The sequence below is a fragment of the Kineococcus esterisolvens genome (genome assembly GCF_050871405.1).
Lineage (GTDB): Bacteria > Actinomycetota > Actinomycetes > Actinomycetales > Kineococcaceae > Kineococcus.
The window spans coordinates 35,591-55,111 of the sequence record NZ_JBJLRI010000001.1 but is presented as its reverse complement, the minus strand read 5'-3'; the positions used below and the strand labels follow the sequence as shown (position 1 = coordinate 55,111).

Sequence of the window (19,521 nt, the reverse complement as noted above, 5' to 3'; positions counted from 1 at the left end):
CAGGGCCGTACGCTGCCAGAGCGAGTGGCCCGACGCCCGTCCAAGCGTCCGGCGCGCCGCGGCGGAGTCGAAGACAACCACAGGGGGTGCACGGTGGCTACGGCGGGTGGTCCGACGGTCAGCGACCGCGTCTGGACGCTGCCCAACGCGCTCAGCTTCCTGCGGTTGCTCCTGGTGCCCGTCTTCGCGGTCCTGATCGTGCGCGGCCACGACGGCTGGGCCCTGCTGGTGCTGGCCGTCAGCGGCGCCAGCGACTACCTCGACGGCCACCTGGCCCGCCGCTGGGACCAGGTCACCCGCCTGGGGCAGGTGCTCGACCCCTTCGCCGACCGGCTCTACATCTTCACCACGCTGCTGGGCCTGGCCTGGCGCGACCTGGTGCCGTGGTGGCTGGTCGTCGTGCTCGTGGCGCGCGACGTCGCGCTGGCCTGCACCGTGCCGCTGCTGGCCCGGGTCGGCCACGGCGTGCTGCAGGTGCACTTCCTCGGCAAGGCGGGGACCTTCTGCCTGCTGTACGCCTTCCCGCTGCTGCTGCTGGGCGAGGTCAGCCCCCTGCTGTCGGCGGTGGCCGGAGCGGTCGGCTGGGCCTTCGCCCTGTGGGGCACGGGGCTGTACTGGTGGGCGGGGGTGCTGTACCTGCAGCAGGTCGCCGGGCTGGTGCGGGCGGAACGGTCGGCGGGCGGGGCGTGAGCGGGCGCGCCCCGGGACCGCCCGCGGCGCAGCGGCGCCCGGACGCCAGCATGAGCCTGCTCGCCGAGGTGATGCAGCGCCCCCTCGACCCCGGCTACGCGGCCGCCGCCGAACGCCTCCGCGCCGCCGGCGACCCCCGGCCGGGGCGCCCCGGCGCGCTGACCGCCGCGGCGGCCCTCGTCTTGGGCGGCCTGCTGGCCGTGGCGGGCGTGCGCGCCTCGGCCGGCGCGCCCGAGACCGACCGCGGGCGCGCCGAGCTGCTGCAGCGGGTGGAGGCCGCCACGGCCCGCGCCGACGACCTGGCGGCCCGCGCGGCCGCCCTGCGCGAGGAGAACACCGCGCTCACCGAGCGGCTGGGCGGTGAGCAGGCCGCCACCGCGGGGGCCCTGGCCGACGCGCTGGCCGTCGCCGCGGCCGCGACCCCGGTGACCGGGCCCGGCGTCGAGGTGACGCTGGCCGACGCCGAGCGCGACGCGACGGGGCCGGACACGGCCCCCTCCGGGCGCGTGGTGGACCGCGACCTGCAGATCCTCGTCAACGGGCTGTGGCTGGCCGGTGCCGAGGCCGTCGCGGTCAACGGCACCCGGCTGTCCTCCCTGTCCTCGATCCGCGCCGCGGGCGAGGCGGTGCTGGTGGACTACCGCCCGCTCACCCCGCCCTACCGGGTCAGCGCCGTGGGGGACCCCGCCGCGCTGCAGACCGGCCTGGCCTCCTCGGTGGCCGGGCGCTACCTGCAGGTCCTGCAGGACAACTACGGCATCGGCGTGGACGTGCGGACCGTCGCCGGCGACGACGCGCTGACGCTGCCGGCGGCCGCCCGGCTGCAGCTGCGGGTGGCCCGGGCGCCCGGCGCGGGCGGCGCGGCGGCGGGTGCCCCGGCGGGTACGGTGCCCGGGGCCGGTGGGCAGGACGACGGGGGAGGGGCGCCGTGATCGCAGCCGTGGGGCTGCTGGTGGGGATCGTCGCCGGGGTGCTGCTGCACCCGGAGGTCCCGGTCGCCCTGCAGCCGTACCTGCCGATCGCCGTGGTCGCCGCCCTGGACGCCGTCTTCGGCGGGGTGCGCGCGGTGCTCGACGGCATCTTCGACGACCGGGTGTTCGTCGTCTCGTTCCTGTCCAACGCGGTGGTCGCGGCCCTCATCGTCTACCTGGGCGACCAGCTGGGCGTGGGCTCGCAGCTCTCCACGGGTGTCGTGGTCGTCCTGGGCGTGCGCATCTTCTCCAACGCCGCCGCGATCCGCCGGCACCTGTTCAAGGCGTGAGCACCGCCCCCGGCCCCCGGCCGCCCGGGCCCTCGCCGTGGCGGCGCCTGTGGCGCGCCGCCCGCCCCCGCGCCACCCGCGCCCAGCTGCTGGCCGGGGTCCTGTGCGCGGCGCTGGGCTTCGGCGTCGTGGTGCAGGTGCGCCAGACGGACGTGGCGGGCCTGGCCGACCTGCGCGAGAGCGACCTGGTGCGCATCCTCGACGACGCCGGCGAGCGCGGCGACCGGCTGGCGGAGGAGGTCCGCGAGCTGGAGCGCACCCGCTCGGAGCTGAGCGCCGGCAGCGACTCGGCCGAGGCGGCCGCGCGCGCCGCCGAGCAGCGCGCCCGGGAGCACGGCCTCCTGGCCGGCACCGTCGCCGCGGTCGGGCCCGGCATCACCGCGACGATCGCCGACCCCGCCGGGCAGGTGCGCGCCGCCACGCTCGTGAGCCTGGTGCAGGAGCTGCGCGACGCCGGTGCGGAGGCGATCCAGGTCGGGGACGTCAGGGTCGTGGCCAGCACCGCCTTCCAGGAGGCGCCCGCGGGCTCGGGGCCCGGGGTCGTCGCGGACGGCAGGCTGCTGACCCCGCCGTACGAGGTGCGGGTGGTCGCCGACCCGCAGACCGTCTCGACCGCCCTGGACATCCCCGGCGGGGTGCGCGAGTCGTTGCGGCAGCTGGGCGCGGAGCTGACCGTGCGCACCTCCGAGGAGGTGCGGGTGAGCGCCTTGCACGCCGTCTCGAGCCCTCAGTACGCTCGCCCGGCGTCGCCGGGAGCCACCGCCGGCAGCGAGTGACCGGCACTTCCCGACCGGCCCGGGCCCTCGCGCCGCGGGCCCTCCGACACCCCACGACGAGGAGCGAGACGCCCCATGGCCTCCAGCGTGCCCGAGGACCTGCGCTACACCGCCGAGCACGAGTGGGTGCGCGTCGAGGAGGGCGGCACGGTCCGCGTGGGCATCACCGACCACGCCCAGGACGCCCTCGGCGACGTGGTGTACGTCTCGCTGCCCGCGGTGGGCGAGAGCGTCGCCGCCGGCGCGGCGTGCGGCGAGGTGGAGTCCACCAAGAGCGTCAGCGAGATCACCGCCCCGCTCAGCGGGGTCGTCGCCGCGCAGAACCCCGGTCTGGAGACGCGGCCGGACCTGGTCAACTCCGACCCGTACGGCGAGGGCTGGATGTTCACCCTCACCGTCTCGGACCCCGCGGAGCTGGAGCGCCTCCTGGACGCGGGGGCGTACCGCTCGCACGCGGGCTGACGGCGTCGGGGCGCTGTCGGGGCGCTGTCGGGGTGTCGTCCGGGCGGGTGGTGCGCACGGGGAGTGTGGAGCCGCTACTCCGCCCCGGCTAGGGTGACGATCAGCGTCAGGAGCGGGGACCGTCCCGCTGCGGTGGGTCGCGCGGGCGGGTGCCCGCGGTGTTTGCGAGAGGTGGTGCGATGTCTCCGTCGGGCACGTCCCCGGACGAGGGGACGACACCCGGGCCGGGAGGGGACGAGCGTCCCGCCGACTCGACGATGTCGTTCGCGGGACTGACCGTCCCGGAGGTCCACGAGGCCGTCGAGGGCGGGCTCAGCGGGGACGACCTCGCCGCTGTGGAGGCCCTGCCTCGCGGCTCGGCCCTGCTGGTGGTGCGCCGCGGCCCGAACGCGGGGGCGCGCTTCCTCCTCGACGCGGAGCGGACCTCCGCCGGCCGGCACCAGGCCAGCGACATCTTCCTGGACGACGTGACCGTCTCGCGTCGCCACGCCGAGTTCCTGCGGGCACCCGACCCGGCGTCCGGGCCCGGGTTCCGCGTGCGCGACGTGGGCAGCCTGAACGGCACCTACGTCAACCGCGAGCGCATCGACGACGTGCTCCTGCGCCCCGGCGACGAGGTGCAGATCGGCAAGTACCGCATGGTCTACCACCCCAGCCCGCAGTCGCCCGGGACCGCGGCGGGTGGGGGCGGGCGGCCGGCGTGAGCGCGGCGGCCTCGCGGGCGGCCTTCGACCCGGACGCACCGCGCATGACGATCGGTGAGGTGATGGCGCTGCTGACGCCGGAGTTCCCCGACGTCACCATCTCCAAGATCCGCTTCCTGGAGGAGCAGGGCCTGGTGGAGCCGCGGCGCACGGCCGCCGGCTACCGCAAGTTCTCCTCCTCCGACGTGGACCGGCTGCGCTACGTGCTCTCGGCCCAGCGCGACCACTACCTGCCGCTGCGGGTCATCCGGGAGAACCTGCACGCCATCGACCGCGGCCTGCAGCCGCCCGAGCAGCCGGGCGCGGCGCCGCGGGTGCCGGACGCGGCCGGCGCCCCGCCCGCGGCGCGCTTCGAGGGCAGCGCCGCCCGGTTGCGGCTGACCCGCGCCGAGCTGCTGCGCGAGAGCGGCGTGGACGCGGAGCTGCTGGACGCCCTGGAGGGCTTCGGCGTGCTGGGCCCCGTGCCGGGCGGCCCCTGGTACGACGGCGAGGCGCTGGAGGTGCTGCGCGCGGCCGCCACGCTGGCCGGGCACGGCATCGAGGCCCGCCACCTGCGGGTCTTCCGCTCGGCCGCCGATCGCGAGGTGGCGCTGGCCGAGCAGGTGGCGGCACCCCTGCAGCGGCAGCGCTCGGCCGACTCCTCGGCCCGCGCCGAGCAGGTGGCGCGCGAGATCGCCGCGGCCTGCCTGCGTCTGCACACCGCGCTGGTGGCGGGGGCGCTGGGGCGCGTCACGGGCTGAGCGCGGGTCGGTGACGCACCGATCACGCGCGTGCGGCGCGGCGCGACGGGTGCCGGCCGCCGCGCCGGGCCCGGGAGGGGTACGGTGAGGGCGTGCGTGCGCTCGATGTCATCGGCGTCCGGGTCGAGATGCCCTCCAACAACCCCATCGTGCTGCTGCGTGAGCGCGACGGGGACCGCTACCTGCCGATCTGGATCGGCGCCCCGGAGGCCAGCGCCATCGCCTTCGCCCAGCAGGGCGTCGTCCCGCCCCGTCCCCTGACCCACGACCTGCTCAAGGACGTGATCACGGCCCTGGGGCGGCGCCTGGAGGAGGTGCGCATCGTGGAGGTGCGTGACAACGTCTACTTCGCGGAGCTCGCCTTCGACGGCGGTGCGACCGTGAGCTCGCGGACCTCCGACGCGATCGCCCTGGCGCTGCGGGTGGGCTGCCCGATCGTGGGGGCCGAGGAGGTCCTGGACTCCGGCGGTGTGCCGGTGCCCGACGAGGACGAGGACGAGGTGGAGAAGTTCCGCGAGTTCCTCGACCACATCACCCCGGAGGACTTCGAGTCGGAGGCGGGCCCGGACCGGTGAACAGTTCGACGGACGGCGCGCCGCGCGCCTCGTTGACGCTCCGCGGGTGCGACTCTACGGTCAGTTGACAGGACGCTCCCGGTCGGCACGGCACCGACGATCGGACCGGGGCGATGATGAGGAGGCCGGCGTGAGCAGAGGCGAGGCAGACTCGGGGTCGTTGCGCGGCAGGAAGCCGGTCCCCGCGCAGGGCCTCCTGTTCGCCGAGGACCTGCCCGACCTGGACGAGGAAGTCGGTTACCGCGGCCTGACGGCGTGCAAGGCGGCCGGCATCACCTACCGCCAGCTGGACTACTGGGCCCGCACCGGCCTGGTGGAACCCAGCGTGCGCAGCGCCTCGGGGTCGGGCTCGCAGCGGCTGTACGGCTTCCGCGACATCCTCGTGCTGAAGGTGGTCAAGCGGCTGCTGGACACCGGGGTGTCGCTGCACCAGATCCGCACGGCCGTGACGCACCTGCGCGAGCGGGGTGTGGACGACCTGGCGCAGATCACGCTGATGAGCGACGGCGCCAGCGTCTACGAGTGCACCTCGGCGGACGAGGTCATCGACCTCGTGCAGGGCGGTCAGGGCGTGTTCGGCATCGCTGTCGGGCGGGTCTGGCGGGAGGTGGAGGGCGAGCTGGCCTCGCTGCCCAGCGAGCGCCTCGCGGAGCGCACCGAGGTCGCCGCTCCCGCGGTGGTGCTGGCGGACGAGCTCAGCACGCGCCGCCGGGCCCGCGAGGCCGGCTGACTCGAGCCGACGACCCGCGACCACGACGACGCCCCGGCCGGTGGCCGGGGCGTCGTGGTGTCCGGGACCGCTGCTCGGCGGGCCGGGGCCCGCGCGGAGGGGTCAGTCCAGCAGGTGCGCGTTGGGCAGGGCCTGGCGCGCGAAGGGGTCCACGACCCAGTCGTGGCTGTCGGGCAGCCACAGCACCGCGGCGAGCAGCGCGTCGGCCCACGTGGACAGCAGCACCTCCAGGGGCACCCGCCAGGAGTGCTGGTACGCCTCGCCGTCGTCGTCGAGGACCACCTGCTCCACCTGGGTGCAGGACGGTCCCAGCCGCACGGCCAGCATCTCCTCGTCGCGCGCGAACACCGGCAGCAGCCCGGGGGGTGCGACCGGTCCCGGCCCCTGGCCGGTCGCCCGGCGCACGGCGTCCTCCAGGCCGAGCGGCACCCAGCCGCCCGGGCCGACGGTGGGGGCGCTGGTCCGGTAGCGGGTGCGCACGGGGTCCACGCCGTCCACGCTGCGCCACCAGGCGCGTGCACCGCGCGGTACGAGCAGGCCCAGCTGGTGCTCGACGGCGTCCAGGGCCGCGTCGTCCACCCCGGGCCGCAGGCGGGTGGCGATGTCCGCGCCGGCGCGGGCCCAGCGCGCGCGCAGCACGTCGACGAGCTGCAGGACCCGCGTGACCTCGGCGGTGTCCTCGTCGGCCGGCCGGCGCGGACCGGCCGTGCCCGCTGTGCGGTGCGGTGCGGGCACCAGGCGCGGTGGCGCGGGCTGGGGGGCCGGTGCGGTGCTCGCAGCGCCCAGGACCTGGCTGGTCCGGGCGGCGCGCACGAGGCGCGGGCGGTTGGCGGGGGCGTCGGTCGTCACGGAACCTCCTCGGACCCGCGGTGGCGCGGGGTGGTGCTCGGCGGTGCGGACGGAGGGGACCAGCACGCACCGTGAGGGCACGGTAGGCGGTACCGGTCTCCTGTGCACTTCGACGACGGGAAAACGATCAGATGCCTTTCGGTGTTCCCGCGCTCACGCGCTGTCACGCGACGTGCGGGGGGCGACCCCCTGGGCCAGGACCACGTCCAGGAGCCGGTCGAACTGCTCGGCCACCCGGCGGGCCGCGACGGGACGCAGCGCGTGCAGCGGCTTGCCGGCACCCTGCGACTGGGGCACGGCCACCCGGTCGGGCAGCGGTTCCAGCACCAGCGGTCCGAACAGGGAGCGCAGCTCCTCCAGGCGGAAGCGCTGCTCGCCCGAGCGCGGGGAGAAGCGGTTGACCAGCACCCCGGCGACGCGGGGCCCCGAGCGCAGCGCAGCCACCTCGTCCAGGGTGCGCCCCACCGCGGCCACCGAGAAGCGGCTGGCGTCGGAGACGACGAGCACGGCGTCGCTCGCCCGCCAGGCCGAGCGGGTCAGTCCGCCCAGCGACGGCGGGCAGTCGAGCAGCGCCAGTTCGTGGTCGTCCAGCTTGCGCAGCGCGCGGCGCAGCCCGTCGAGATCGGCCTGCTCGTGGTCGGGGGCGTCCAGCCGCGCCGAGGCCGCCGAGCCGGTGACGACGTCGAGCAGGCCCGGGTGGTCGTCCACCCACCCGCTGGGCGCCACCGAGGACTCCGCGACCCGGCGCTTCGGGGTGCGCAGCACCGCCGCCACGTCGTGCTCGCGCTGGGCGGTCACGTCCAGGCCCGAGGTCGCGTCGGCCTGGGGGTCGAGGTCGACGACGAGGGTGCTGACGGAACGGTGCAGGGCCGCGGAGGCGAGCCCCAGGACCACCGACGTCTTGCCCACGCCGCCCTTCGCGCTGCAGACGGCCATGGTGATCATCGCGAGAGGATACCGGGGTGCGCGGTGTCGAGCGGACCGCTGTCGCCGGGGCCGCGATCCGGGACCGCGCGGCGGGCGATGGCCTACAGTGGCAGCGGAAGCTGGCTGCGCATCCCGCGCGGGAGAGACCCCGGTCCGGCCGGGGCGCCGAAGGGGCAACATCCCCGGAACCTCTCAGGCGGAAGGACCGCGGGGGACAGGCCGCTCTGGAGGCCGCGACCGCCCGGGCCGACAGACGGGGGCGTCCCGACCGCCGTGAGCCCCCGGAGCACCCGTGACCACCACCGCCCCCGCCACCCCCGCCGGTACCCCCGCCGGTACCCCCGCCGCCACCTCCGGTGCGCCCGCCGAGGGTGCGCCCGCCCTCGGCGCCCCGGGCCCGCTGCCCTTCAGCGCCCGCCACGTCGGGCCGGACGCGGGCGAGGTCACCCGGATGCTGGCCGCGGTGGGCGTCGCCGACACCGAGGAACTCGTGCGGCGGGCCGTGCCCGCCGGGATCCTCGAGGGACCCGGCGCCCTGGACCTGCCGCCCGCGCTGGACGAGGCGTCCGTGAGCGCCGAGCTGCGCCGGCTCGCGGCGCGGAACCGCGTCGTGCCCTCGATGATCGGGCTGGGTTACCACGGCACCCGGACCCCGGCCGTGGTGCGCCGCAACGTGCTGGAGGACCCCGCCTGGTACACCGCGTACACCCCGTACCAGCCGGAGATCTCCCAGGGCCGACTGGAGGCCCTGCTGAACTTCCAGACCGCCGTGGCCGACCTCACCGGCCTGGACGTGGCGAACGCCTCGCTGCTCGACGAGGGGACCGCCGCCGCCGAGGCGATGACGCTGGCCCGCCGCGTCTCGAAGGCACCCGCCGGGGCGGTGTTCGCCGTGGACGCCGACGTGCTGCCGCAGACGCTGGCGGTGCTGCGCACCCGCGCGGTGCCCCTGGGCGTCGACCTGGTCACCGTCGACCTGGACGCGGCCGACCCGCTCGCCGTGCTGGGGGAGCGGGCGCCGTTCGGCCTGCTCGTGCAGTACCCCGGCACCTCCGGCCGCGTGCGCGACCTCGCGGGCGTCGCGGCCGCCGCCAAGGAGCGCGGTGCGGTGGTGGTGGCCGCCGCCGACCTGCTGGCCCTGGCCCTGCTGCGCGCGCCCGGCGAGTTCGGGGCCGACGTGGCCGTCGGCTCCTCCCAGCGCTTCGGGGTGCCGATGTTCGCCGGTGGCCCGCACGCGGCCTTCATGGCCGTGCGCGCCGGCCTGGAGCGCTCCCTGCCCGGCCGCCTGGTGGGCGTCTCGAAGGACGCCGACGGCGCCCGGGCGTACCGCCTGGCGCTGCAGACGCGCGAGCAGCACATCCGCCGCGACAGGGCCACCAGCAACATCTGCACCGCGCAGGTGCTGCTGGCGGTCGTGGCCGGCTGCTACGCCGTGCACCACGGCCCGGAGGGACTGCGCTCGATCGCCGCGCAGGTGGCGGGCACCGCCGCCCGCCTGGCGGCCTCGCTGCGCGCCGGCGGTGTGGAGGTCGTGCACGAGGAGTTCTTCGACACCGTCCTGGCCCGCGTGCCCGGCCGCGCCCGGGCGGTCGTGGCCGCCGCCCTGGACGCGGGGGTGAACCTGCGCCTGGTGGACGACGACCACGTCGGCCTGACGTGCGACGAGACGACCGCGCCCGAGCACGTGGCGGCGGCGCTGGCCGGTTTCGGCCTGCAGCCCGTCGAGGACGTCCCCGCCCACGCGCTGCCCGCCGGGCTGCTGCGCACCTCGGGGTTCCTGACCCACCCGGTGTTCTCGAAGCACCGCTCGGAGACGGCGCTGCTGCGGTACCTGCGCCGCCTCTCGGACGCCGACTACGCGCTGGACCGCGGCATGATCCCGCTGGGCTCGTGCACGATGAAGCTCAACGCCACCACCGAGCTGGAGCCGGTGTCGTGGCCGGAGTTCGCCGACCTGCACCCGTACGCACCGGCCGACCAGCTCGCCGGCACCGCGCAGCTCGTCGCGGACCTGGAGCGCTGGCTGGCGGAGGTCACCGGCTACGACGCGGTCTCCCTGCAGCCCAACGCCGGTTCCCAGGGCGAGTTCGCCGGGCTGCTCGCGATCCGCGCGCACCACCGCTCCCGCGGCGAGGCGCACCGCACGGTGTGCCTGATCCCCAGCTCCGCGCACGGCACGAACGCGGCAAGCGCCGTCATGGCGGGTCTGCGGGTCGTCGTCGTGGCCTGCGACGCCGACGGGAACGTCGACCTGGAGGACCTGCGCCGGAAGGTCTCCGAGCACGCCGACGACCTCGCCGCGATCATGGTCACGTACCCCTCGACGCACGGGGTGTACGAGGAGTCGATCCGCGAGGTGTGCGCCCTGGTGCACGACGCCGGCGGGCAGGTGTACGTCGACGGCGCGAACCTCAACGCCCTGGTCGGACTGGCCCGGCCCGGCCGGTTCGGCGCGGACGTCTCGCACCTGAACCTGCACAAGACGTTCTGCGTCCCGCACGGCGGCGGCGGCCCGGGCGTCGGCCCGGTCGCGGTGCGCGCCCACCTGGCGCGGTTCCTGCCCGCCACCTCCCCGGACGCCGACCCCGAGGCCGTCGGCATGGTGTCCGCCGCCCCGTTCGGCTCGGCGGGGATCCTGCCGATCTCCTGGGCGTACGTGCGCCTCATGGGCGCCGACGGGCTGCGCGCCGCCACGGTGCAGGCCGTGCTCAGCGCCAACCACGTCGCCGCCCGGCTGCGGGAGGCGTACCCGGTGCTCTACCGCGGACCCGGCGGGTTCGTGGCGCACGAGTGCGTCCTGGACCTGCGGCCGATGACGAGGGCCACCGGCGTGAGCGTGGAGGACGTCGCCAAGCGGCTCGTCGACTTCGGGTTCCACGCCCCGACGATGTCGTTCCCCGTCCCCGGCACCCTCATGGTCGAGCCCACCGAGAGCGAGGACCTCGCCGAGATCGACCGGTTCTGCGACGCCATGCTCGCCATCGCCGCCGAGGTGCGCGAGGTCGAGCGGGGCCGCTGGTCCGTGGCCGAGTCCCCGTTGCGCCAGGCCCCGCACACCGCCGCCTCGCTCGTGGGCGAGTGGGACCACCCCTACACCCGCGAGGAGGCCGTGTACCCGGCCGGGCTGGACCCGCGCACGAAGTACTGGCCGCCGGTGCGCCGCATCGACGGCGCCGCCGGCGACCGCAACCTCGTGTGCTCCTGCCCGCCGCTGGAGGAGCTCGCGGAGGGCTGAGCGGACCGGCAGCGAGTCCGTCCGGTCAGCGCCCGTCCGCCCCCGCCAGGGCGGGCGGGCCCTCGGGGCCGTCGCTGCCGGCGGCGTACTCCCGCAGCGGCGCGGCCCCGCGCTGCCACGCGGCCAGGATCGGCTCGACGATGCGCCAGCCCTCCTCGGCCTCCGCGGCGTGCGCCGACAACCGGGTGTCGCCGGCGAGCACCGCCAGCAGCAGCTGCCCGTAGGGGCCCGGTTCCTGCCGGGCCAGGTCGGCGCCCATCTCCACGGCCTCCAGCTCGAACGGGTCGCCGGCGCCGTTGAGGTCCAGGCGCAGCGAGACCCGGTCGGGGTCCAGCTGCAGGCGCAGCTCGTTGCGGTGCGGGCGGGGCCCCTCGAACACCGCGTGCGGCACCTCGGCGAAGCGGACGACGACCTCGCGCCGGTCCGCGGCCAGGGCCTTGCCGGTGCGCAGCCGGAACGGCACGCCCGCCCAGCGCCAGGTGTCCACGTGCAGCACGACCTCGGCGTACGTCTCGGTGCCGCGCTCGCCGTCGACGCCGCGCGCGTCGACGTAGTCGCCGACCTCCCGGCGGCCGTGGCGGCCGTCGACCGTGCCGGCGGTGTACCGCCCGCGCGCCGTGCAGCGGGCGACCTCGTCCTCCTCCAGCGCGCGCACCGCGCGCAGGACGTCGACCTTGCGGGCGCTGAGGTCCGCCGGGCGCATCGACTGGGGCGGTTCCATCGCCACGTACGCCAGCAGCTGCAGCAGGTGGTTCTGCACCATGTCGCGCAGCGCGCCGGAGCGGTCGTAGTAGCTGGCGCGGGACTGCGCGTCCACGGTCTCGTCGAAGACGATGTCGACGGACTCCACGTGGGTGCGGTTCCACACGGACTCGAAGAGGCGGTTGGCGAACCGCAGGCCCAGGACGTTCAGGACGGTCTGCTTGGCCAGGAAGTGGTCCACGCGGAACGTGCGGTCCTCGGGCACGACCCGCCCCAGCGCGGCGTTCAGGCGGCGGGCGCCCTCCAGGTCCTGCCCGAACGGCTTCTCCACCACGACGCGGGCGTGCTCGGGCAGGTCGCACTCGCCGAGCGCGGCGACGACCCGTTCGAACAGCACGTGGGGCAGGGCCAGGTACACCACGACGGGCTCGCCGTCGCCGGCGCGCTGCAGCGCGTCGCGCAGCACCCGCGGGTCGGTGACGTCGCCGTGGACGTACGCGGCGGTACCGGAGAGCTGCTCGCGCACCTCGTCCGGGGCGTCACCCGCGCCCTCGTCCAGGGCCCGGCGCACGTGGTCGCGGAAACCCCCTTCGTCGAGGTCGTCCTGGGCGACGCCGACCAGCCGCACGCCGTCGGGGTGCAGTGGGGCGATCTGCGCCAGGGCGGGCAGCAGGTAGCGGGCGGTCAGGTCCCCGGTGGCGCCGAGGACGACGAACTGGGCGGTCACGGATGCTCCTCACGATCGTTCGGCTGCGTCCGCGCACCAGCACACCAGCCGCGGGCCCCGACCGCGCGCCGGGACCCGGACCGACACGCCCGCCGTCGGCCCGCCGTCCCGCGGTGGCCCCCTAGGATCGGCAGGGGGGGTGGTCGTCGTGGGCTGGCTGGAGGACCTGCTGGACCACGCCTGGCTGCTGTGGATCGCCGCGGCCCTCGTCCTGGGGATCCTGGAGCTGACCGCCCTGGACCTGGTCTTCGCGATGCTCGCCGGCGGTGCGCTGGCCGGAGCCCTCGCCGACGCCGCCGGCCTCGGCTACGTCGGCCAGGTCCTCACCGCGGCGGCCGCCGCGGCGCTGCTCGTCGGCACGGTCCGCCCGGTGCTGCTGCGCCGGCTGCGGATGCCACCGGCCGGCACCACGAACGCGCCCGCGCTGCTGGGCCGCCCGGCCCTGGTGCTCACCGACGTCACCGTGCGCGGCGGCACCGTCAAGCTCGTGGGGGAGACGTGGTCGGCGCGCTCGGCGGCGCCCGGGCAGAGCTTCACCGCGGGTGAGGACGTCGTCGTGGTCGCCATCGACGGCGCCACGGCCGTCGTCGGCCCGTCCGCCCCCGCCGCACCGCCCGCCCCGCCGGAGGAGGAGCCCTGATGGACACCGTGACGGACACCGTCGTGACGATCGTCGTCCTCGCCCTGGTCCTGCTGTTCGTCGCGATCGTCATCGCGCGGACCATCCGCATCGTGCCGCAGGCCACGGCCGTCATCGTGGAGCGGCTGGGCCGCTACTCGCGCACGCTGGACGCGGGGCTGCACTTCCTCGTGCCGTTCATCGACAAGGTCCGCGCCACCGTGGACCTGCGCGAGCAGGTCGTCTCCTTCCCGCCGCAGACCGTCATCACCTCCGACAACCTCGTGGTGAGCATCGACACGGTCATCTACTACCAGCCCACCGACCCCAAGGCCGCGACCTACGAGATCGCCAACTACATCCAGGCGATCGAGCAGCTGACCGTCACCACGCTGCGCAACGTCGTCGGTTCCCTGGACCTGGAGCAGACCCTCACCAGCCGCGACCAGATCAACGGCCAGCTGCGCGGGGTGCTCGACGACGCGACGGGCCGCTGGGGGATCCGCGTGAACCGCGTGGAGCTGAAGGCCATCGACCCGCCGGCGAGCGTGCAGGACTCCATGGAGAAGCAGATGCGCGCCGAGCGCGACCGGCGCGCGGCGATCCTCAACGCCGAGGGTTTCAAGCAGTCGCAGATCCTCACCGCCGAGGGCGAGAAGCAGTCGCAGATCCTGCGCGCCGAGGGCTCGGCGCAGGCGGCGATCCTGCGGGCCCAGGGTGAGGCGCGCGCCATCACGCAGGTGTTCGACGCCATCCACCGCGGTGACCCGGACCCGAAGCTGCTGGCCTACCAGTACCTGCAGACGCTGCCGCAGATCGCCCGCGGCGACGCCAACAAGGTGTGGATCGTGCCCAGCGAGCTCAACGACGCGCTGAAGGGCTTCGGCTCGATGTTCGCCGCGCACGGCGAGACGGGGAACGGCGGGGGGGACGGCGCGCAGGGGGACCGCGCCCCCGCGCGGCGCCGCCGGCCGCGGGACGAGGCCCCGGCGCCGGGTTTCGAGGAACCCGTGCTGGAGGACCCCTCCGAGGCGCTGAACCGCGCCCGCGCCGAGGCCGCCGGTGCCACCGCGGCCGCCGAGGGGGCCACGCGCCGCGTCAGCGGACCGGGGAACGCCGAGCCGCCGGCGCCCTGACCTGCGCCTCCACCTCCGCAGGTGCCTCGACGGCGACCGGCGGCCGGGCCCGGCGGCGCGACCGGCGGCCCTCGCGGGCGTACCAGCCGCCGAACAGCGCGACGGCGCTGGCGACCTCCACCACCGTTCCGCCGTGGTACAGCACCTCCGCACCGGTGCGCACCTCGGCCGTGGCGCCGCCGTGCCCGGGCAGGCCCCGCGCCCACAGCACCTTGGCGAGCACGTCGTGGGCCGCCGCGGCCAGCAGCAGCAGCACCGCGCGGGCCGGCACCCCGGGGCGGCGGGGCAGCGGGTCGGCGCCCACGACGACGGCGCTCAGCAGGTAGCCGGCGGCGGCCATGTGCACGTGCGCGGCCACCCCCACCCACGGGTGCGTGTGCGACAGGTGGAACAGCGGCGTCAGGTAGAACGCCCACAACCCCCCGGCCTCCAGCACGAGCACCACCGGCGCCCGGGTCACCGCACGGGCCCAGCGACTGCGCAGCACCCCCAGCAGCGCGGTGCGCCCCGCGCGCGGCAGGGTCCGCAGCGCGAGCGTCAGCGGTGCGGACAGGGCCAGCAGCAGGGGTGCCAGCATCGTGGCGAGCAGGTGCACCACCACGTGCGCGGGGAAGCCACCGGCGTGCCCGTGGCCGTGGCCGGGCAGCAGGGCCGGCACCAGCGCCGCGGCCAGGACCGCGAGGGCGGCGCCGACGGCCGCGGCGGTGCGCCGCGCCGGCCAGCGGTCCCCGCGCCGGTGCAACCGCCGCTCACCGGCCAGGTACGCGCCCGGCACCGCGACGGCCACGAGCAGGAGCGCGCCGCTCACGCGCGCTCGCGGCGCCGGGCCCGGGCGAGGACGGCGGCCCCGGCGAGGACGCCCAGCAGCCCGGCACCGTTCCACGCCAGGTCGTACGGCAGCAGTTCGACGCCGTAGCGGATCTGGTGCAGGTCCAGGACCTTGTGGTGGACCACGCCGTCGTAGACCTGGAACGCCCCCCAGCCCAGCAGGACGCCGCCCACCACGCGCGCCCGGGAGGTGGCGCGCCGGCGCTGCAGGTCGGCGAACAGGAACAGCCCCGCGACGGTCGCGATCCAGCCGCCGGCGTGCAGGAGCCCGTCGGAGACCAGCCCCACCTCGAGGGTCGAACGGTCGTAGAAGTGGTGCCAGTGCAGCAGCTGGTGGAAGACGACCTCGTCGACGAACGCGGCCAGGCCCACGCCCATCAGCAGCCCGGCCCCCAGGGACCGCCGCGCCACGCCGCTGCCCTCAGCCGGCCTGCGGGGGCACGGCGGAGGGCCCCTCGCGGTGGCCCGAGCCCAGGGCCTCGGCCACGGCGCTGCGCCGCACCGCCTCCAGCTCGGCCGACTGCCGGGCGGCGCGCTCGACGAGTTCCTCCAGCTCGTCGGCGTCCAGCCGGTCGTCGTCCAGCGCCAGCTCCCGCAGCGACCGCCACAGCGCCCCCTTGCCCTGCACGCCCAGGGACAGCATCTCCAGCTCCACCACGGAGCTGAGCGGGGACCGGCGCAGCAGACGCCCGTTGGTCTTCAGCGTCCCCAGCGCCTCCCCGGCGCGGCCCAGGACCTGCAGCCGGCGGTCGGACCCGACGCCGAGCGCACCCATGAGGCGGACCAGCGTGCGGCGGTCCTCGGCGACCTCCCGGGTCAGGCGCTCCAGCACGCGCCCCGCGTCGGTGCCGCGGTGGCTGCGCGCGGCGCGCGCGAAGCGGGCCTCACCCGCCGTGGCGCCGGCGAGGTGGTCGTTGAGGTAGATGGCCAGCAGGTGGTGCCGGTCGGCGGGAGGGGTTCGTTCGTCCACGCAGGTGCACTACCCGCGACGGCGGCACGGCAACCCTCCGGTGGTTCCACCAGCCTGCGCCGGGGTAGGGGGGTGGGTGTGGACCCCAGCGACCGGCAGCTGTCCCTCACCTTCGTCGGCACCGCCACCACGCTGGTGCGCTACGGCGGGCTGACGCTGCTGACCGACCCGAACTTCCTGCACCGCGGCCAGTACGCCTGGCTGGGCAAGGGGCTGGTGGCCAAGCGGCGCACCGAGCCGGCGATGGGCGTGGCGGACCTGCCGCCGCTGGACGGGGTCGTCCTGTCCCACCTGCACGGCGACCACTTCGACCGCGTCGCGCGCCGCGGCCTGCCGCACGACGTGCCCCTGCTGACGACGCCGCACGCCCGGCGCCGGCTGGCCGGGGTGCACGGGTTCACCGATGTGACGGGGCTGTCGACGTGGGAGTCCCGGACGCTGCGGCGGGGGGACGTCGAGGTCCGGGTGACCGCCGCGCCCGGGCGGCACGCGCCCGAGCCCTGGCAGCGGCTGCTGCCACCGGTGATGGGCAGCGTCTGGGAGTTCGGGCCGGTGGGCGGCCGGGCCGAGTTCACCGTGTACGTCTCCGGTGACACCCTGAACGTCCCCGAGCTGCGCGAGGTGCCGCTGCGCTACCCGGAGGTGGACCTGGCGGTGCTGCACCTGGGCGGCACCACCCTGCCGGGCGGGCTGGTCGTGACGATGGACGGGGTGCAGGGCGCGGACCTGCTGCAGGTGCTGGAGCCGGCGCACGCCGTCCCCGTGCACGTGGACGACTACCGCCTCTTCCGCTCGCCGCTGTCCCGCTTCCGCGACGAGGTGGAGCGCCGGGGGCTGGCGCACGTGGTCCACTATCTCGCGCGCGGGCAGACGGGCGTCTTCAGCCCCCGCTGAGCGGGCCCGGGCGGGCCCGCTCAGCGGACGGCGTCAGCGGGTGGGGATGCGCAGGAACGTGACCGAGTGGGCGGGGAACTCGCGGGTGAACACCCGCTCGATCCCGTGGACCGTGCTGGTCTCCGGTGCCACCGGCTGCGACTCGCGGGTGTTCTCCGCCTGCGGGTCCCCGGCGATGACGGTCATCCGCGCCGTGGGGCGGGCCGGCTCGGCGCCCAGGTCCACGCGCGTGCGGGCCGGCTCGTCGCCGTTGTTGACGACCTTCACGATCAGCTCGCCGGTGTCGTCGTCGCGGGTGACGACCTGCGAGAACTCCTGCGTGGCGGCGTCGTCGGTGATCGTGCCCCACAGTTCGCCGTCGACGTACATCGCGGCGCTCGTGCCGCGCACCTCGACGCGCAGGTCGTAGGTGCGGCCGGTCTCGATCGTGCCGGGTCGGACGAGCAGCACCTCCTTCGCGCCGTCGGTGGTCTTCTCGACGGCGTCCTGGGTGCCGTTCCAGCCGCCGAGGTTCCACCAGTAGTAGTCGTCGCCGTCGACGCCGAAGCCGACGAGGAAGCCCTCGTCGCCGGCGGTCTTCGTCGCCGTCAGGGACACGTCGTAGTCGGTGACGCCGAGGTCCGGGGTGCGCACCAACGTGTTCTCCGCGGTGGTGTCGCTCTGCACGTAGGCGCCTCCGGTCACGGACCACTCCCCGGTTCCGGTCACCGGGGACCACTTCCCGTCACCGTCGGAGAAGTCGTCGGAGAACAGGACCTCGCCGCCGGGGGTGGTCACGCGCACGTCGTCGTAGCGGGCGGCGGTGCGCCAGGTCGACAGCCCGACCCCGCCGGCGATGGGCTCCGCGGGCACCTCGCCGCCGGTGGCGGTGCTCGGGACGACGCGGTCGCCCACGTTGGTCATGAAGAGCTTCTGCACCTCGTAGCTGGCAGAGCCCCACGACTCGTCACCGTCGAACCAGATCATGTCGGGGCGCCACTGGTTCTCGGCCACGTCCGCCAGCAGCGGGGCGTAGGACGCCATCCGCACCACGTCGGCGTTGCGCTCCAGGCCCGTCATGTACGACGCCTCGGCGAGGGCGTTGGCGAGCTTGCCGTCCAGCGACGCGTACTCGCCGAGGAACACGTCCGGCCCGCTGCGGTCGTAGGAGTCGTAGCGGTCGTTGTTCCGCAGGAACCAGGCCGGGCTGTTGTAGTAGTGCTCGTCGACCACCTCGGCGCCCAGTTCGCGGGCGTTGGCCCAGTGGGCGTCGAACACCGCGCCGGTGTCGTCCGGCCCGGAGTTGTAGATCAGGGTGATCTCCGGGTGGGCGGCCGTGATCGCGTCGCGGAAGAGCGCGAAGTTCTCCGCGTACTCCTCGGGCAGGTTCTCCTCGTTGCCGATGCCCAGGTGGGTCAGGCCGAACGGCTCGGGGTGCCCCATCCCGGCGCGGACCCGGCCCCAGGTGGAGGTGGCCGGGCCGTTGGCGAACTCGATGAGGTCCAGGGTGTCCTGGACGTGCCGCTGCAGCAGTTCGGGGTCGTCGGTGGCCTCGTTCTGCCCGCAGCCGGTGAGCAGGGCGGGCACGACGGGAAGCGGCATCGCCCCGATGTCCTCGGCGAACTGGAAGTACTCGTAGTAGCCCAGGCCGTAGGACTGGTTGTAGCCCCAGAAGTTGGCGTTGGTGGCGCGCTGCTCGACGGGCCCGACGGTGTCCTTCCACTGGTAGGAGCGCTGCCGCTCCCACCCGGAGGCGGCGTCGTAGCCCTCGTGGCTGCCGGTGTTGACGATGCAGCCTCCGGGGAAGCGCACGAACCCGGGCTCCAGGGCGGCGATCTTCTCGGCGAGGTCCGCGCGCAGGCCGTTGGGCCGGCCCATGAACGTCTCGCGGGGGAACGCCGAGACCATGTCCAGGCGCAGCGTCCCGGACCCGGCGGCCTGCACCGACAGCCGTGCCGCGTCGGTGGTGCTGCGGGCGCGAACGGTGCCGCGGTACTGCCGCCACCCGTCGCCGCGCACCTGCACGCGGAACTGCCCGGACAGGGCCCGCCCGTCGGCTCCGGTGAGCGCCACGGTCAGCGGGGTGCCGCCGGGCGCATCGCTGCGTGCCCACACGGACACGTCGTACAGCTCGCCCGCCTCCACCGCCAGGCCCTGGTCGTACCCGGAGTTCGTCACGCCGTAGGTGCCGCGGGTGCCGCTGGACAGGTCCAGGCGCAGGTAGGTGCGGTTGCGCTCGTTCAGGCGCCCGGAGTCGTCGACCGTCGTGGCCGTGCCGCGCCCGCCGCCGACCGCGGTGGGCGTCCAGGCGGTCAGCCCGTCCCAGCCGGCGCGGTCGGCCCCGGAGAACTCGAAGGAGCGGTTGCGCACCAGCTCGGCGTACAGGCCGCCGTCGGCGGCGTTGTTGATGTCCTCGTAGAACACCCCGTACATGTGCTCGCCGATCTCCGGGCCGGTGGCCGCCGGGTCGACGGTGAGGGTGTGGGTGGGGGTGGCGCCGCGACCGGGGGCTGCGGCGGCGGGCCCGGCGGCGCACAGCGGGACGGTGAGCGCCGCCGCGGCCACGAGGGCCAGCGCGGCGCGCGAGGGGGATCGGGACACGGGGGAGTCCTTCCGGGACCGGTGCCGCCCGGGGATCCGGGACGTGCTGCACCGCAACGGGTGGGTGACGCCCGGCGGACCGCGCGCAGCAGTGCGCGCCCAGAGCCGCCGGTGGC

At 75.7% G+C, this 19,521-nt stretch carries 20 protein-coding genes and 1 riboswitch; of the genes, 13 read left to right on the top strand and 7 right to left on the bottom strand.

The features are described 5' to 3' along the window. Nucleotides 1-93 precede the first annotated feature (93 nt). From ACRYR8_RS00265 to ACRYR8_RS00225, 9 genes are all read left to right on the top strand, one after another. Nucleotides 94-690: a cardiolipin synthase ClsA gene (locus tag ACRYR8_RS00265; protein ID WP_432482073.1), complete on the top strand. Its 597-nt coding sequence runs from the start codon at nucleotides 94-96 to the stop codon at nucleotides 688-690. A gap of 50 nt (nucleotides 691-740) precedes the next feature. After that, complete coding sequence (locus tag ACRYR8_RS00260) at nucleotides 741-1,622, top strand: DUF881 domain-containing protein (protein WP_432482072.1); 882 nt, start codon at nucleotides 741-743, stop codon at nucleotides 1,620-1,622. Further along, nucleotides 1,619-1,951 carry a small basic family protein gene (locus ACRYR8_RS00255; protein ID WP_432482071.1) on the top strand — a complete coding sequence of 111 codons (333 nt, stop codon included), beginning with the start codon at nucleotides 1,619-1,621 and terminating at the stop codon, nucleotides 1,949-1,951. Before ACRYR8_RS00260 ends, ACRYR8_RS00255 begins: the two co-directional genes overlap by 4 nt. Next, nucleotides 1,948-2,727, top strand: coding sequence for a DUF881 domain-containing protein (locus ACRYR8_RS00250; RefSeq protein WP_432482070.1), 780 nt, complete (start codon nucleotides 1,948-1,950; stop codon nucleotides 2,725-2,727). Before ACRYR8_RS00255 ends, ACRYR8_RS00250 begins: the two co-directional genes overlap by 4 nt. A 75-nt stretch (nucleotides 2,728-2,802) precedes the next feature. Further along, nucleotides 2,803-3,189 (top strand): glycine cleavage system protein GcvH, encoded by a 387-nt coding sequence (gcvH, locus tag ACRYR8_RS00245; protein WP_432482069.1) that lies wholly within the window; start codon nucleotides 2,803-2,805, stop codon nucleotides 3,187-3,189. A gap of 179 nt (nucleotides 3,190-3,368) precedes the next feature. Then, the gene (locus ACRYR8_RS00240) at nucleotides 3,369-3,893 is read left to right on the top strand and encodes an FHA domain-containing protein (protein WP_432482068.1); all 525 of its coding nucleotides are present in this window, start codon (nucleotides 3,369-3,371) and stop codon (nucleotides 3,891-3,893) included. Between the two features lie 44 nt (nucleotides 3,894-3,937). Then, a complete protein-coding gene (gene ftsR / locus ACRYR8_RS00235; RefSeq protein WP_432482204.1) occupies nucleotides 3,938-4,633 on the top strand; it encodes a transcriptional regulator FtsR in 696 nt (231 codons plus the stop codon). Nucleotides 4,634-4,725: 92 nt separating this feature from the next. Continuing rightward, the gene (locus tag ACRYR8_RS00230; protein ID WP_432482067.1) at nucleotides 4,726-5,208 is read left to right on the top strand and encodes a bifunctional nuclease family protein; all 483 of its coding nucleotides are present in this window, start codon (nucleotides 4,726-4,728) and stop codon (nucleotides 5,206-5,208) included. Nucleotides 5,209-5,338: 130 nt separating this feature from the next. Then, entirely contained in the window at nucleotides 5,339-5,938 is a 600-nt protein-coding gene (locus ACRYR8_RS00225; RefSeq protein ID WP_432482066.1) for a MerR family transcriptional regulator, read from the top strand. Nucleotides 5,939-6,040: 102 nt separating this feature from the next. Here the strand turns inward: ACRYR8_RS00225 and ACRYR8_RS00220 are convergent, their stop codons facing one another. Both ACRYR8_RS00220 and ACRYR8_RS00215 read right to left on the bottom strand, forming a co-directional pair. Then, nucleotides 6,041-6,787 carry a hypothetical protein gene (locus tag ACRYR8_RS00220; RefSeq protein WP_432482065.1) on the bottom strand — a complete coding sequence of 249 codons (747 nt, stop codon included), beginning with the start codon at nucleotides 6,785-6,787 and terminating at the stop codon, nucleotides 6,041-6,043. Between the two features lie 153 nt (nucleotides 6,788-6,940). Further along, entirely contained in the window at nucleotides 6,941-7,732 is a 792-nt protein-coding gene (locus tag ACRYR8_RS00215) for a ParA family protein (RefSeq protein ID WP_432482064.1), read from the bottom strand. A gap of 109 nt (nucleotides 7,733-7,841) precedes the next feature. After that, nucleotides 7,842-7,932: riboswitch (glycine riboswitch) on the top strand. Nucleotides 7,933-8,114: 182 nt separating this feature from the next. Here ACRYR8_RS00215 and gcvP point away from each other — a divergent pair. Beyond that, nucleotides 8,115-10,949, top strand: coding sequence for an aminomethyl-transferring glycine dehydrogenase (gene gcvP, locus ACRYR8_RS00210; RefSeq protein ID WP_432482203.1), 2,835 nt, complete (start codon nucleotides 8,115-8,117; stop codon nucleotides 10,947-10,949). A 25-nt stretch (nucleotides 10,950-10,974) separates the two neighbouring features. Here the strand turns inward: gcvP and ACRYR8_RS00205 are convergent, their stop codons facing one another. After that, nucleotides 10,975-12,378 carry a glucose-6-phosphate dehydrogenase gene (locus tag ACRYR8_RS00205; RefSeq protein ID WP_432482063.1) on the bottom strand — a complete coding sequence of 468 codons (1,404 nt, stop codon included), beginning with the start codon at nucleotides 12,376-12,378 and terminating at the stop codon, nucleotides 10,975-10,977. A 139-nt stretch (nucleotides 12,379-12,517) separates the two neighbouring features. On the opposite strand from ACRYR8_RS00205, the gene ACRYR8_RS00200 reads away from it, so the two are divergent. Both ACRYR8_RS00200 and ACRYR8_RS00195 read left to right on the top strand, forming a co-directional pair. Beyond that, the gene (locus ACRYR8_RS00200) at nucleotides 12,518-13,018 is read left to right on the top strand and encodes an NfeD family protein (RefSeq protein ID WP_432482062.1); all 501 of its coding nucleotides are present in this window, start codon (nucleotides 12,518-12,520) and stop codon (nucleotides 13,016-13,018) included. Then, entirely contained in the window at nucleotides 13,018-14,133 is a 1,116-nt protein-coding gene (locus ACRYR8_RS00195) for an SPFH domain-containing protein (RefSeq protein WP_432482061.1), read from the top strand. The genes ACRYR8_RS00200 and ACRYR8_RS00195 overlap by 1 nt, the downstream gene beginning before the upstream one ends. Here the strand turns inward: ACRYR8_RS00195 and ACRYR8_RS00190 are convergent. From ACRYR8_RS00190 to ACRYR8_RS00180, 3 genes are read right to left on the bottom strand one after another with little or no spacing between them, the layout of a single operon-like run. After that, nucleotides 14,096-14,941, bottom strand: a complete 846-nt coding sequence (locus tag ACRYR8_RS00190; RefSeq protein WP_432482060.1) for a cytochrome c oxidase assembly protein — start codon at nucleotides 14,939-14,941, stop codon at nucleotides 14,096-14,098. The two genes, ACRYR8_RS00195 and ACRYR8_RS00190, sit on opposite strands and share 38 nt — an antisense overlap. Continuing rightward, nucleotides 14,938-15,339 (bottom strand): DUF2243 domain-containing protein, encoded by a 402-nt coding sequence (locus ACRYR8_RS00185; RefSeq protein WP_432482202.1) that lies wholly within the window; start codon nucleotides 15,337-15,339, stop codon nucleotides 14,938-14,940. Before ACRYR8_RS00185 ends, ACRYR8_RS00190 begins: the two co-directional genes overlap by 4 nt. A gap of 43 nt (nucleotides 15,340-15,382) precedes the next feature. Further along, nucleotides 15,383-15,931, bottom strand: a complete 549-nt coding sequence (locus ACRYR8_RS00180) for a hypothetical protein (protein ID WP_432482059.1) — start codon at nucleotides 15,929-15,931, stop codon at nucleotides 15,383-15,385. Nucleotides 15,932-16,009: 78 nt separating this feature from the next. On the opposite strand from ACRYR8_RS00180, the gene ACRYR8_RS00175 reads away from it, so the two are divergent. After that, nucleotides 16,010-16,825: an MBL fold metallo-hydrolase gene (locus ACRYR8_RS00175; RefSeq protein WP_432482058.1), complete on the top strand. Its 816-nt coding sequence runs from the start codon at nucleotides 16,010-16,012 to the stop codon at nucleotides 16,823-16,825. A gap of 33 nt (nucleotides 16,826-16,858) precedes the next feature. On the opposite strand, the gene ACRYR8_RS00170 is transcribed toward ACRYR8_RS00175, so the two are convergent. Beyond that, a complete protein-coding gene (locus ACRYR8_RS00170; RefSeq protein WP_432482057.1) occupies nucleotides 16,859-19,405 on the bottom strand; it encodes an alpha-L-arabinofuranosidase family protein in 2,547 nt (848 codons plus the stop codon). Between the last annotated feature and the right edge of the window lie 116 nt (nucleotides 19,406-19,521).

What these genes read in the sequence shown, in the direction of transcription:
- ftsR (WP_432482204.1), top strand. Translation starts at nt 3,938, where the DNA reads ATGACGATCGGTGAGGTGATGGCGCTGCTGACGCCGGAGTTCCCCGAC.
- ACRYR8_RS00240 (WP_432482068.1), top strand. Translation starts at nt 3,369, where the DNA reads ATGTCTCCGTCGGGCACGTCCCCGGACGAGGGGACGACACCCGGGCCG.
- ACRYR8_RS00185 (WP_432482202.1), bottom strand. Translation starts at nt 15,339, where the DNA reads ATGGGCGTGGGCCTGGCCGCGTTCGTCGACGAGGTCGTCTTCCACCAG.
- ACRYR8_RS00215 (WP_432482064.1), bottom strand. Translation starts at nt 7,732, where the DNA reads ATGATCACCATGGCCGTCTGCAGCGCGAAGGGCGGCGTGGGCAAGACG.
- ACRYR8_RS00195 (WP_432482061.1), top strand. Translation starts at nt 13,018, where the DNA reads ATGGACACCGTGACGGACACCGTCGTGACGATCGTCGTCCTCGCCCTG.
- gcvH (WP_432482069.1), top strand. Translation starts at nt 2,803, where the DNA reads ATGGCCTCCAGCGTGCCCGAGGACCTGCGCTACACCGCCGAGCACGAG.
- ACRYR8_RS00260 (WP_432482072.1), top strand. Translation starts at nt 741, where the DNA reads ATGAGCCTGCTCGCCGAGGTGATGCAGCGCCCCCTCGACCCCGGCTAC.